11 protein-coding genes are annotated in these 12,566 nt (G+C 50.8%); 6 read left to right on the plus strand and 5 right to left on the minus strand.

Annotated elements, in window-relative coordinates:
* Positions 1–23: 23 nt before the first annotated feature.
* From ACTJIK_RS03475 to ACTJIK_RS03485, 3 genes are all read left to right on the plus strand, one after another.
* Complete coding sequence (locus tag ACTJIK_RS03475) at positions 24–1,520, plus strand: N-6 DNA methylase (protein ID WP_440644913.1); 1,497 nt, start codon at positions 24–26, stop codon at positions 1,518–1,520.
* A 24-nt stretch (positions 1,521–1,544) separates the two neighbouring features.
* Complete coding sequence (locus tag ACTJIK_RS03480) at positions 1,545–2,456, plus strand: COG2958 family protein (RefSeq protein WP_440644914.1); 912 nt, start codon at positions 1,545–1,547, stop codon at positions 2,454–2,456.
* 503 nt (positions 2,457–2,959) lie between these two features.
* On the plus strand, positions 2,960–3,517 hold the full coding sequence (locus ACTJIK_RS03485) for a hypothetical protein (RefSeq protein WP_440644915.1): 558 nt from the start codon (positions 2,960–2,962) through the stop codon (positions 3,515–3,517).
* A 47-nt stretch (positions 3,518–3,564) separates the two neighbouring features.
* Here the strand turns inward: ACTJIK_RS03485 and ACTJIK_RS03490 are convergent, their stop codons facing one another.
* The 5 genes from ACTJIK_RS03490 to ACTJIK_RS03510 form a co-directional block, all read right to left on the minus strand.
* Positions 3,565–4,530, minus strand: a complete 966-nt coding sequence (locus tag ACTJIK_RS03490) for a helix-turn-helix domain-containing protein (protein ID WP_440644916.1) — start codon at positions 4,528–4,530, stop codon at positions 3,565–3,567.
* Positions 4,531–4,730: 200 nt separating this feature from the next.
* Entirely contained in the window at positions 4,731–5,285 is a 555-nt protein-coding gene (locus ACTJIK_RS03495; RefSeq protein ID WP_440644917.1) for an HD domain-containing protein, read from the minus strand.
* A complete protein-coding gene (gene ligD, locus ACTJIK_RS03500; RefSeq protein WP_440644918.1) occupies positions 5,278–7,467 on the minus strand; it encodes a DNA ligase D in 2,190 nt (729 codons plus the stop codon). Before ligD ends, ACTJIK_RS03495 begins: the two co-directional genes overlap by 8 nt.
* 92 nt (positions 7,468–7,559) lie before the next feature.
* On the minus strand, positions 7,560–8,723 hold the full coding sequence (locus ACTJIK_RS03505) for a zinc-dependent alcohol dehydrogenase (protein ID WP_440644919.1): 1,164 nt from the start codon (positions 8,721–8,723) through the stop codon (positions 7,560–7,562).
* Between the two features lie 7 nt (positions 8,724–8,730).
* Positions 8,731–10,275, minus strand: coding sequence for an FAD-dependent oxidoreductase (locus ACTJIK_RS03510; protein ID WP_440644920.1), 1,545 nt, complete (start codon positions 10,273–10,275; stop codon positions 8,731–8,733).
* A 163-nt stretch (positions 10,276–10,438) separates the two neighbouring features.
* Here ACTJIK_RS03510 and ACTJIK_RS03515 point away from each other — a divergent pair, with 163 nt between their 5' ends.
* The 3 genes from ACTJIK_RS03515 to ACTJIK_RS03525 all read left to right on the plus strand — a co-directional run bounded on the left by ACTJIK_RS03515 (position 10,439) and on the right by ACTJIK_RS03525 (position 12,402).
* The gene (locus ACTJIK_RS03515) at positions 10,439–11,068 is read left to right on the plus strand and encodes a Crp/Fnr family transcriptional regulator (RefSeq protein WP_440644921.1); all 630 of its coding nucleotides are present in this window, start codon (positions 10,439–10,441) and stop codon (positions 11,066–11,068) included.
* Positions 11,069–11,227: 159 nt separating this feature from the next.
* Positions 11,228–11,593 carry a helix-turn-helix transcriptional regulator gene (locus tag ACTJIK_RS03520; RefSeq protein ID WP_440644922.1) on the plus strand — a complete coding sequence of 122 codons (366 nt, stop codon included), beginning with the start codon at positions 11,228–11,230 and terminating at the stop codon, positions 11,591–11,593.
* Positions 11,594–11,649: 56 nt separating this feature from the next.
* Positions 11,650–12,402, plus strand: a complete 753-nt coding sequence (locus ACTJIK_RS03525; protein ID WP_440644923.1) for a DUF547 domain-containing protein — start codon at positions 11,650–11,652, stop codon at positions 12,400–12,402.
* The last annotated feature ends 164 nt before the right edge of the window (positions 12,403–12,566 follow it).

The following is a 12,566-nucleotide window of genomic DNA, read 5'->3' on the forward strand; positions in this document are numbered from 1 at the left end:
AGCAGGAAAATACAATAAGATAAATGGCTAATATCACCGCAAATACATCCACTATAGTTTCCAAAATTTGGGCATTCTGTAACACCCTCCGTGACGATGGCGTAGGATATGGAGACTACCTGGAACAACTCACCTATCTGCTATTTCTTAAAATGGCGGACGAATATAGCAAGCCTCCCCATAACCACCCCATGCGTATTCCAAAGGGGTATAACTGGCAAAGCCTTGTTGGCAAAAGTGGCGATGAGCTCGAAACCCATTACAGCAAACTCCTTCGCGAACTGGGTACCGAAAAAGGAATGCTGGGGCAAATCTTTACCAAAAGCCAGAACAAAATCCAGGATCCCGCTAAACTTTACAAGCTCATCGCGCTCATAAATGCGGAGGAATGGATACTGATGGGCGTTAAAGACAAGGGCGACATTTACGAAGGCCTCCTGGAGAAAAACGCCGAGGATACCAAAAGCGGAGCTGGTCAGTATTTTACCCCCCGCCCTTTGATCAAGGCCATGGTCGAATGTATCCGGCCGGAACCCAACAAAACTATCGCGGACCCCGCGTGTGGCACCGGAGGCTTCTTTCTGGCTGCCTATGACTGGCTGGTAGATCCCAATAACGTTTCGTTGGATAAAGGGCAAAAGCAATTCCTGAAGCATAAAACTTTCGCCGGTAACGAGATTGTACCCGGAACACGACGCCTGGCATTGATGAACCTGTTTCTCCACAACATCGGCGACATCGACGGCGAATCGCTTATTTCGCCAAACGACTCTCTGATAGCGCAGCCCTCCACTCAATACGACTACGTGCTCGCTAACCCGCCTTTCGGCAAAAAAAGCAGTATGACCTTTACCAACGAAGAAGGCGAACAGGAGAAAGAGGACCTCACCTACAACCGCCAGGACTTTTGGGTAACCACGAGCAACAAGCAGCTAAACTTCGTCCAGCATATCAAAAGCATGCTGAAAACTACCGGTCAGGCGGCCGTTGTATTGCCCGACAATGTGCTATTTGAGGGCGGCGCTGGTGAAACTGTACGTAAAAAGCTGCTGGAAACTACCGATCTGCATACTATCCTCCGGCTACCTACGGGCATTTTCTATGCTAACGGCGTAAAAGCAAACGTCCTTTTCTGGGATGCCAAGCCCGCCAGCAAAAATCCCTGGACAAAGGAAGTCTGGGTGTATGATTACCGGATGAACGTCCATCATACCTTAAAGAAAAACCCCCTCAAGCTGGAAGACCTGAACGATTTCATTCAATGCTACAAACCCGGGAACCGGCATAAGCGCAAAGAAACCTGGAGCGAAGCCAATCCTGAAGGCCGCTGGCGGAAGTTTGCCTATGAAGAAATCATTGCCCGCGATAAAACTTCGCTGGATATCACCTGGATCAAGGATAAGTCTTTAGCAGACCTTGATAATCTCCCAGATCCGGACGAGTTGGCACAGGATATCGTCGAAAACCTGGAAGCGGGACTGGAAAGTTTTCGAGCTATCATTAACGCCTTAAAACGGTAAATCCCTATTTCATAATTATACACCATGACATTTCTTGAACTTGCAGAACATGTGTTAATGGAAGAGGCAAAACCATTAACCGCTAACGAAATTTGGAATATTGCCCTTAAGAAAGGATACGAAAAGAAGTTAAATTCTACAGGTAAAACTCCCTGGGCAACGCTTGGAGCCCAGATGTATGTTAGTTCGAGAGACAATCCGAAATCAAAGTTTGTTAGAACTGATACCCGTCCGAAGAAATTCTATTTAAAATCAATGGAAGGAAAAATTGATTTGAATGATAAATCAATCCCGGACGATATGCCTTCGCCGTTGAGAACAAAAATCAATTTCTTAGAGAAAGATCTACATAAAGTTCTTACGCATTATGCTAGTTACCATTTACATTGTTATACGAAGACGATAAATCATTCGTCATCTAGCAAAAAGGAGTTTGGTGAATGGGTACATCCAGATATGGTCGGTTGTCAATTTGCAATGGAGGATTGGAAAAAGGAGGTCTACGATTTTAGCGGAGCATTGGGGGTTCGAGCAATCGACTTATTTTCGTTTGAATTGAAAAGGGAACTGAATTTCGGCAATTTGAGAGAAAGTTTTTTTCAGTGTGTGTCCAATTCATCCTGGGCAAACAATGCATACTTGGTGGCTGCACGGCTTTCAGAAAATGAAGACTTTTTTGATGAATTGTCGAGGTTGGCGACTTCATTCGGGATCGGTGTAATTGAATTAGATGTAGAAGATCCGCATTCATCAGAAATTGTAATTCCTGCACGATATAGGAAAAACCTCGATTGGGAAGCAATCAACAAACTGGCTATGAATAGCGATTTCAAAGACTTTATTGAGACAGTAAAGGTTGATTTGACCAGCAAGAAAATTCATAAGAAAGAATACAATCCGATCGAGGATTGGGAGAATATGAAGAAAAATCAGTAGTTCCTTCAATTACGAATTGAAGTTGTAGGCAAAAACCAATTTGGCACATAACATAGAATTTGTGAGTTAGTACATAATCACGTAAATGCCTGGGTTTGTAATTTTCCGGATGCTAAATCGGATTATTTCCGATTATCTGGCAGAAATTTTACAATGCACCAAACCTTACCCCGATCCGCTAATCACCCGATCATCCGCCTTCAGAATAAGCACTTGGACTGGTCACCCATAATCTTCGCAATCCCTATTTCACATCAATAATACAATTTTACCCTCCCCTCACCTTACTCTCACCTCCCTTCCACCAACCTCTCACCTCCCTCCATCCTACCTCCCTCACATAAGTTAAAATAATACGAGAGAATCAGTTTTTCCCATTCGGTATACTTTTTTTCCCATCCGGTAACTCCTCCCGCCGCCCAACACCCCAACTTTGTGCTCGTAACCAATGGATCCACAGTTACAGCGTAAACAATTTTTTTTCACATTTTAAATCATTTATCATGAAACAAGATCGTAATTCGATCATGAGAGGCGCCAGCGGCGCATTAGGAAATGAACTCGTCTTCAGGCAACGCGCCGGCAAGACGGTTATTAGCCTCCCGCCCGCGCCCAGGGAAGACAATCCCACTGAAATCCAACTAGGGCTCAGAACCCGGTTCCAGGAAGCCATTGCGTATGGCAGGTTTGTGATTGCTGATCCGCTTGGAAAAGCGGCATATGCCGCCAAAGCAGGAGCAGGCGTATCTGCCTACAACGTGGCATTCGTGGACTACTTCAAACCGCCCACCATCCAAACCGCCGAAGCCCAAAACTTCAGCGGCTCCCCCGGCGACACGATCCGCATCCACGCAACGGACGACTTCAAAGTCCAGACCGTGCATGTGCAGATCATGGACGAAGCTGGAACCATCCTCGAAGAAGGCCCGGCAACGGTTTCCACGGAAAGCGCGGACAACTGGACCTACACCCTCGCCAATGCCCAGCCCGCGGCGGCAAAAGCGAAGGTAACGGCCAGCGACCTGCCGGGTAACCAGGCGGTCAAAGAGCTGGAACTTTAACGGGCCCGCTGTAAAAAAAAACGCCGGAGGTACTAGTGCTCCGGTGTTCATTTACGGTAAACCGAAGGTGATATACCCACACTGCGTTTAAAAGCCTTGATGAATGCCGAACTGTTACAATACCCCGTTTCATACGCGATCTCCGAAACCGGCATACGCGTTTCCCGCAGCAGCTTTTTGGCTTTTTCTATCCTGGCTTCATGGGCCAGCGTCCTGGAGGTCTTGCCTTTCAGCAGCCTGAACCCGGCATTGAGTTTCTTGGGATGCATATTCACCTTGCGAGCCAGTTCCCGGAGGTTTAAAGGAGTGTTTTCATAACCGTTCTGCAGATCCAGCGCATCCTGCACAGCTTTAATATCATCAGGCGAAAATTTCAGCGCGCCGGCTGAGTCCTTATTCAGGGCGGCCAGGTCTTCGGCTAACAGTAGAACCAGGTCCATCATACGGCCTAGCTGGAACAGGACCCTTTCCTCATCTTCCAGCCGGCAGTGCAATAAATTTTTGATAGTGTCAGCAGCCTTGTTGCTGATTTCAGTTATATAGAGAAGCGCATTGGAATGTGAACCTTCTTCAAAAAGATCCCAAAGCATGAATATCTCCAAATACTTGGTCAGCTGGTAAAGCGTGAACCGGGGAAGTTGGATCTGTACGACGCAATGCACGCCCTCACCGAGTTCAACGGTATAATGCCCCGCCGGCACATAAGCGCCATAGCAGGCAAATGCTTCCAGCTTTTGTTTCCTGCCGCCCGCATGCACCAGCACAATATCACCCTGGAATATATACAGGAGCATCACAGACTGCCAGTCGGGAATGATGGTAAATGTAACAGGTTCTTTGGTGAATGCAACCTGGAAGTCAATATGATACTGGTCTTCCACTACAGCCTGGCTAAAGAAATTGCCGAAGGGGCCTTCCACATGTCGGGCGTTTGTATACGGCAGGAGGAAGTCGTGCTCATACGGGGGCTTTATTTCAGTGTTGGTAAAACCAGGGGGGAACAAAAAATGCATGCGTGGGTTTTTTCGCAAAATTACAACACGCTGATTTTTAGAAATGTTACAAATGTTACAAAATCCCCCTCAAATCCTGCGTATAAGCGCCATGCGCTTTGAAGAACTGCCTCCGCTTTTTTCTGCGCTTCAGAGGCTCCGTTCCCTGAGGAAAATAGGGCCGGTATTTGAACGGGATATAATTCATACAGGGCAAGTTTTCACAGATCCCCCATCTTCAACCCCTCCTCCACCAACGCCGTCGCCCTGATGCGTAAATCCTCCTCCCCCTTATCCAGCTTCCTCAGGATCGTCCTGTACTCCATCAGGAACACCTTCGCAAAATCAGGATCATGCTCCACCACATCCTTCGCGTTATCCAGGATATCCGCATATTTGATCGTCTGTGATTCCGGGGATGTTGAGATTAGGCGCTCCAGTTCCTTCCCTTTCCGCGTCCGCCGGTTCCACTGCGGGTAAGCGGTTTTGGTGTACACATCCGTCAGTTCTACAACATAACCAAGCGTGCGGCGGATCAGGTCCCGGTCCATAATGGATTCGAGGAAATGGAATAATTCTTTCTGGGACACGGGCGTGTCTTCCAGCACATCATGCAGCAGGGCCGCCGCAAGAATTGAAATATCAGAAGTATACTCGCGGCAGGTTTCCATCACGCGGATAGGGTGCACAATATACCGGTCCGGGGAGTATTTCCGGGTTTGATCGCCATGCGCCTTGTCCGCAAAGTCTCTTACTGCCTGAAGTATCTTATCCATTTTTTGCCCTGTAGTTTGAAATGACTTTCTGCAATGCGATCCCCGCGCCCAGCACCGGCTTGAAAATATCCCCGATGCTTTCCGCCCGCTTCGCCGCATTGAAAATATTAAAATCTTTCATCTTCAGCCCTTTCTTCACCTCATCCCACTCCAGCGGCATGGAAACCGTGGCGCCTGGCTTGGGGCGCAAAGCGTATGGGGCGGCCAGCGTAGCATGTGGACGGTTCTGTAAAAAATCCAGGTACATCTTGCCCTTCCGGTTATTCACCTGCCGCTCTATGCTCGTGAAGCGCGGGATCTCTTTCTGAACAAGCGTGACGATGATACGGGCAAACTCTTTGGACTGCTCGTACGTGTATTTCGCGCCGAGCGGGATGTAGATATGCAGGCCGGTGGAACCGCTCGTTTTACAATAACAGGGCACTCCCATATCATCCAGCAGGGCTTTGGTCACCTGCGCGGCCTGTATCACCTGGTTAAACGACTGCTGCGCCGGGTCCAGGTCAATGATGCACCAGGTAGGATGGTCCGGCTTCTGGATGGTGCTGCTCCAGGGGTTCAGCTCTATACAGCCAAGACCGGCCATGTACAGCAGGCTGGCCTCGTTGGTGGCGAGCATGAAATTTTTCTTCGCGCCGTCATCCGTTTGATAAGGGTATTTTTCAATCCATTCGGGCACCTTGCCGGTTACATCCTTCTGGTAAAAACTTTCGCCTTCAATGCCGTCAGGGTGGCGGTTCAGCGACTGCGGGCGGTTTTTTAAGTAAGGCAATATGAATGGCGCAATGCGGTAATAATAATTGATAAGGTCGCGTTTGGTGATCTTTTCTTTCGGCCAGTAAATTTTACTGAGATTGGTGAATTTCAGCTGCTGGCCGTTCACTTGCCGCACCTGCGTTTCGTCGGTGGGATTGAGGAGGGTTTTGCGGGTACCTTCTCCCGGGGGAACGATACCCGCGGGCGGTTTAATGATCTTCGTAACCGGCACGGGCTCTTCCAGCACAACGGCCGCCGCTTTTTTATCTTCGCGCAGCCCTTCAAAGGAAGGATGCCGCATCACGCCGTCCTGCGTCATTTCCGCGAAGCTCACTTCCGCAACGGTCACCGGCTTCAACCAGAATGCCTTCGCTTTCGGCGGGTTGGGCCTGAAGCGGGAAGGTTTGTTGATGTCCGGCTCAGTGGTAAAGGGGCTTTTCTTTACCAGCAGCGGTTTAAATTGTTGCAGCATTTCCTTTTGCTGCTGAAGGCCGAAGCCGGTGCCCACCTTCCCGGTATATTCCAGTTTGCCTTTCTCGAAAACGCCCACCAGCAGCGCGCTGAAAGGTTTTGTTGAATCTTCGTTCTTCGTATAACCGCCGATCACTACTTCCTGCCGCCTGGCGGATTTGATCTTAAGCCATTCCTTCGTGCGGTCGCCGCTATGGTAAAGACTGTCCGTCTTCTTGGCAATGATCCCTTCCAGCCCCATCTCCTGCGTCACCCGCAGCATTTCAGTGCCGCTGGTCTCAAAATCATGGCTCAGCCGTATCAGCCCTTTGGCGGGAACGATCTTTTTCAGCTGCTCCCGGCGGTCGGATAAGGGCAGGCCCCGGAGGTCCTTGCCTTCGTACCAGAGCAGGTCGAATACAAAATACAGCAGCTCGCCGTCTGCCTCGCTGCGCCATTGCTGGAGCGCGGAAAAGTTCGCCGTGCCCTGCTCGTTCACCACCACGATCTCCCCGTCCACCACGGCTTGTATGCCCCAGTTCTCCACCGCGGCATACACGGGATAAAATTTTTCGTTGAAGGATTTGTTATTCCGCGAACGGAGTTCCGTTTCATTTTTGCGCATGAAGGCCAGGGCGCGGTAACCGTCCCATTTTATCTCGTACAGCCAGCCTTCGCGGTCGAAAGGTTTGTCTACCAGCGTGGCCAGCATGGGCTGGGCATTTCCCGGGAACGGGCCTGCGGGAGCCTTTTGTACGGCGGCTGTGAATTTTGTTTTTGTTAAAGCCGCTGTGGTTTTCTTCTGCGTGGAGGCAACAGTTTTTTTCACGGCTGCTTTCTTCGCGGTAGTTGCAGTTTTTTTCATGGCAGCTTTGGTCACAGCGGCAGGGCTATTCTTCGCAATAGTTGCGGCTTTTTTTGCGGCGGCTTTCTTCGCGGCAGCCGGCGCTGTTTTCAGTGCACGAGAACTTTTCATCGCAGTAGCTGTGACCTTTTTCATAGCGGCTGCCTTCCCGGTTTTGGAAGACGCCGCCCCTGGTTGTTTTGTTGTCCGGGTTACCGCCATATTTATAGTTCCGGTTTTAAAACTACTTTCACGCAATCGTCCTCTTTTTTGTGGAAGATATCATAAGCATGCGCCGCGGCGCTAAGCGGCAGCGTATGACTGATAATATCATCCAGCACCACTTTCCCGCCGGCTACCAGCTCGATCAGCTGATCGATGTACTTATGCACGGGCGCCTGGCCCTGCCGGATGGTAATACCTTTGTCGAATAAACGGTGAAGGGGAAAGTTGTCGTAAGGGCTGGCATACACGCCTACAATGGTCACCGTGCCATTGCGGCGCACCGCCCTGAAACAATCGTCCAGCACTTTCATGGAACCCTTTTCGAAGTTCACCACTGCTTTTAATTTGTCCAGTACATCCCTTTCGGGCTCATAACCCACCGCATCCACGCACACATCCGCGCCCCGGCCTTCGGTAATACTGCGCAGATATTCTACCGGGTCCTGTTCATGGGGATTGACCGTTTCCACTTTATTCACCATCTTGGCGCGTTCCAGCCGGTAGTTCAAAGGGTCTATCGCTATTACGCGGCTGGCGCCGTTCAGCCAGGCTGCTTTCTGCGCCATCAGGCCAACGGGGCCGGAACCGAATATGGCCACTACCTCGCCGCCTTTCAGCTGCGCCCAGTCGATGGCGGACCAGCCCGTCGGGAAAATATCCGTCAGGAACAGCATCTGCTCATCCTTCATCGCATCGGGTACTTTACGGGGACCGAAATCCGCGTAAGGCACGCGCACATATTCCGCCTGCCCGCCTTCATACCCGCCGTAAAGATCGGTGTAACCAAAGAGGCCGCCGCCCTTTTCTTTCAGCAGGTCTCCATTGGGCCCGTACATCTCCGGGTTGGAATTTTCACATGCAGTGCTCGCGCCATGCGCACAAAAAAAACAATGCCCGCAGGCCACGGGGAAGGGCACCACCACCCGGTCTCCCACTTTCAGTTTGGTGACGCCGTGCCCCGCTTCCACTACGGTTCCCATGAACTCATGGCCCATGATCATATCCCGCGCCTGCGGCACGGAGCCGCGCAGGATGTGGAGGTCGGAGCCGCAAATGGCGGTGGACGTAACTTTCAGGATCACGTCGCTCATATCTTCAATACGGGGATCATCCACCGTGTCTACCTGGATCTTGCCGGGCCTGTGAAATACTGCTGCCTTCATAAAATAATTATTTTTTAGAGTGTTCAACTCCCTTATTGATCATTACTTCTTCCAGGTTCATAGACGCAGGCCCGTTCAGTACCTTGCCCGATGCGTCGTACCGCGCGCCGTGGCAGGGGCAGTCCCACGACAGCTCGGCGTTGTTCCACTTCACATCGCATTGCAGGTGCGTGCAGGTGGGGCTTACGGCCTGGATGGCGCCGTTCTCGTCTTTGTACACCGCGACCTTGTCGCCTTCGTATGACACTACCCTTCCTTCTCCCGGAGCCAGTTCTGCCAGCAGGTCAAGGTCTTCGCGGGTGAACAGTTTCATAGCGAACTGCTTCACTACGTCCGCATTATGACTGATGAAATTGGTAAACCCTGCTACCGGTTTCAGGCGGTTGGGGTCAAACAGTTTTTCATATTGCGCAATGCCCGTGCACACCAGGTCGCGGAGAAGGATGGCGGCCACGCTGCTGTATATCATGCCGTTGCCGCCAAAGCCGGTGGCCACGTAGATATGCTCCTGCTGCCCCGGCAAATGCCCGATGTAGGGAATGCCGTCTGCCGGTTCAAAATATTGTGAAGACCATTTGTAGCTGATCTCTTTCACGGGAAAATATTTGCGGATATGGCTTTCCAGCTGCAGGAAATGCGCGTTGGCATTTTCCGCTTCGCCTGTTTTATGATCTTTGCCGCCTGCGATCAGGTAAGGCTGGCCTTTTACGATCTGCGTGCGGTAATAATGATATGGGTCTTCCATATCATAGCTCAGGTCTTCAGGATAAGCGCCGTCTTCCAGCTGCACCGCCATGGCGTAGCTGCGGTAAGGCACGCAGCGCAGGTGAAGCAGGTTCACGCCGGGCGGGATGTGCGTGGCATAAATGAGATCTGTGGCGGCAAAGCGGCCCTGGTCTGTTTCCACGATCACGCCATCGTCGTTGTTCTCCACGCCTGTTACCCGCGTTTGCTGGATGATGCCGCCGCCCATCGCTTCAAATGCGCGGGCAAGCCCGAACACATATTTCACCGGATGAAATTTCGCCTGTTCTTTTGCGCGCATGGCAGTGGTGAAAGGAATGGGAACGGGTATGTCATTCACCAGGTCCGCCTCAACACCAGCTTCTTTGGTGGCGGCTAACAGCTGTTCCAGTTCTTTATCCTGCGCATCGTTTTGTGCAAACAAATACGCATCTGCTTCGGAAAATCCACAGTCGATCCCTAAGCGGGAGATATTGCTTTTTATCAGCTGTAGCGCCTCTTTCACGGACTGTGCCACGGCTTTGGCGTTTTCTTTCCCAAAGTTCTTTGCGATCGTTGTATAAGGCGTATCCAGCAAAGTATTGATGTGCGCGGTGGTACCGCCCGTGGTGCCGAAGCACAGTTCACGGGCTTCCAGCACCAGGCAGCGCTTGCCCCGCTCCGCCAGCAGCAGCGCGGTGCTGATGCCGGTAATGCCGCCGCCCGCAATGATCACATCATATTGCTGTACATTCCTGAGAGGAGCCGGTTTGTAGGAATGGCCGCTGTCCTGCCATAGGCTCGTGCAACGGCCGTCTCTTTGGATCATGTAAATCGTTTTGGTTCAACCATCGTCATTCAAAGCATATGCCTGATAACACAAACAAGTATGAATAACAATGAGAGCTGTTCAGTCATGGGCTCCTTTCCTTATATTTGCGCGGACCCGACGTTAACCAGCCGTATCCTTTATCAACCTTTTAACCCAGGTAATGAGCGCTAGTAAACCCGTTTTATGGAAATTACCGCCGGAAGAATCATCAGCAATATTATACGCCGGCATGTTCGAGTATTTCAGGCAGATTTATCCCATTGGAAAAGAAGTGGAAGATGAGATCGTGAAGCGATCGGAAGTGGTGAAGTTCAGGAAAGGCAGCATCATCCTTGAACACAGCCAGCTATGCAGGTACTGTTACTTTGCAGGCTGCGGGCTGGCCCGGGCCTATTATATTACGGAAACCGGCAGGGACGTAACGTCCTGGTTCATGAAAGAAGGGGACATTATCATCGCGGTGCACAGCTTCTTTGAGCAGGTACCCAGCAGGGAGGTGATCGAAGCGCTGGAAGACACTGTTTGCATCGGCCTTACCTACCAGTCGTTGCAGGAGATCTACCACAAATTCCCGGAGTTCAATTTTGTCGGGCGGGAGCTGACCCAGAAGTATTATATCCAGATGGAAGAACGGGCATTCTCTTTGCGTATGGATAAAGCGAAGGAAAAATATGCCAAACTGGAGAGAAATCACCCGGATTTGTTGGCCCGGGCGCCGCTCAGCTTCATCGCCTCGTATTTAGGAATATCCCGCGGAACCTTGAGCAGGATCCGGAACGAACGGCGGTGAATTTTTTCACATTTGTGAAATATTGGAAAAACCAGATAACAGAACTTTGGTGTTGCGAAGCACCGCTGGATATTTCACAGTTGTGAAATATTAAAAAACGGATGGCGGAACTTCGGCGCAATAAATTAAATCTGTTAACCAATTAAACGTTAATCTGATATGAGAGACAGCACCGGCAAAAAATTTTATTACATCCGGGTACTGCACGGATACACCCAGGAATACGTCGCACGGAAGATCGGGATCTCCGTTTCTTCTTACATAGACCTGGAAAGAGGCCGCACCAGGAAGATACCGATGGGCAGGATGGAGGATATACTGGCTATCTACGGACTTACACTGGAGAATTTTTATTCATTCAGGCCGGACGACCTGCTAAGTCTGATCAAAGGCGACAGCCAGGCCAAAGAAGAAGAAAGCCTGCGGCAGGTGATGCACAGGATGGACGGCATGCAGCAACTTTTATTTCAATTGGTGGATAAGTTATCCACGCACCAGGTTGGACGCCGCGTTTGTAAAACGTAACTTTATGCAAACGCCCCAAAAACATCTGGTTCACCCCTAAATACGTATATACTACGATGCAACACCTCATCAAACCATATCTCGTTTGTTACACGGTACTGAGCAGCAACGAATACATACACGAAGCTCAGGACGCGCTGATCCCGCTTTCACAGGAGTTGCTTTTTGCCGCCCGCACCGGCAACCCCGTAGAAACCCAGCTGCAGGCGCTTTCCACGCTAAGCCGTGAAGAGCTGGTGCAGCAGCTGAATTCGGACCGGTTAAAAAAGACCTTCTGGATCAATGTCTACAACGCCGCCGCACAGATCGCGCTGCAGGGCGACAGCACCCTTTTCCTGAACAGGGCCGTGTTTTTCCGCAAAAAGCTTATCACCGTAGCCGGCGAGCCGCTCAGCCTCGACGATATCGAGCATGGCATCCTGCGCCGGCGCGCTATCACGTTCAGGAACGGGGAACTGCTGAAACTGGTGCCGGGTAAGTTTGAAAAAGAGAACCGCGTAAGCAGGCTGGACCACCGTATCCATTTTGCGCTGAACTACGGCGCCCGCAGCTGCCCCCCGATCGATTATTACGACGATGCGCGGATAGACGAACAGCTGAACATCGCGATGAAAAGCCACCTGGAAGAAGAAGCCCGGCAATCACCCGGCAAGATCCTGCTGCCTGCTTTCATGGGCTGGTACCGTGGCGACTTCGGCGGCAAAAAAGGCATCCGCGGCATCCTCCAAAGCCTGGGCCTGCCCGAGTTCGAGGTGATCCGCTTCCAGCCTTTCGACTGGACGCCGTTGCTCGGCAATTACAGGGATTAACGGATTTGCACCGCCCGGTCTTCCCTTTTTTAGCACAAATTTAGCCCCCGGGGCTTGTTTTCAGCAAAACATTGAACGATATTACAACCCGACTAATCAAATATTTTCGTTTACCGGTCAGCGTCATGTGAATTTCGCCGGTAAACTGGCAGTAAAATCTGATC

The organism is Chitinophaga sp. 22620 (assembly GCF_052044405.1).
Taxonomy (GTDB): domain Bacteria; phylum Bacteroidota; class Bacteroidia; order Chitinophagales; family Chitinophagaceae; genus Chitinophaga.

What these genes read in the sequence shown, in the direction of transcription:
- ACTJIK_RS03520 (WP_440644922.1), top strand. Translation starts at nt 11,228, where the DNA reads ATGAGAGACAGCACCGGCAAAAAATTTTATTACATCCGGGTACTGCAC.
- ACTJIK_RS03475 (WP_440644913.1), top strand. Translation starts at nt 24, where the DNA reads ATGGCTAATATCACCGCAAATACATCCACTATAGTTTCCAAAATTTGG.
- ligD (WP_440644918.1), bottom strand. Translation starts at nt 7,467, where the DNA reads ATGAAAAGTTCTCGTGCACTGAAAACAGCGCCGGCTGCCGCGAAGAAA.
- ACTJIK_RS03515 (WP_440644921.1), top strand. Translation starts at nt 10,439, where the DNA reads ATGAGCGCTAGTAAACCCGTTTTATGGAAATTACCGCCGGAAGAATCA.
- ACTJIK_RS03480 (WP_440644914.1), top strand. Translation starts at nt 1,545, where the DNA reads ATGACATTTCTTGAACTTGCAGAACATGTGTTAATGGAAGAGGCAAAA.
- ACTJIK_RS03490 (WP_440644916.1), bottom strand. Translation starts at nt 4,530, where the DNA reads ATGCATTTTTTGTTCCCCCCTGGTTTTACCAACACTGAAATAAAGCCC.
- ACTJIK_RS03510 (WP_440644920.1), bottom strand. Translation starts at nt 10,275, where the DNA reads ATGATCCAAAGAGACGGCCGTTGCACGAGCCTATGGCAGGACAGCGGC.
- ACTJIK_RS03485 (WP_440644915.1), top strand. Translation starts at nt 2,960, where the DNA reads ATGAAACAAGATCGTAATTCGATCATGAGAGGCGCCAGCGGCGCATTA.
- ACTJIK_RS03505 (WP_440644919.1), bottom strand. Translation starts at nt 8,723, where the DNA reads ATGAAGGCAGCAGTATTTCACAGGCCCGGCAAGATCCAGGTAGACACG.
- ACTJIK_RS03495 (WP_440644917.1), bottom strand. Translation starts at nt 5,285, where the DNA reads ATGGATAAGATACTTCAGGCAGTAAGAGACTTTGCGGACAAGGCGCAT.
- ACTJIK_RS03525 (WP_440644923.1), top strand. Translation starts at nt 11,650, where the DNA reads ATGCAACACCTCATCAAACCATATCTCGTTTGTTACACGGTACTGAGC.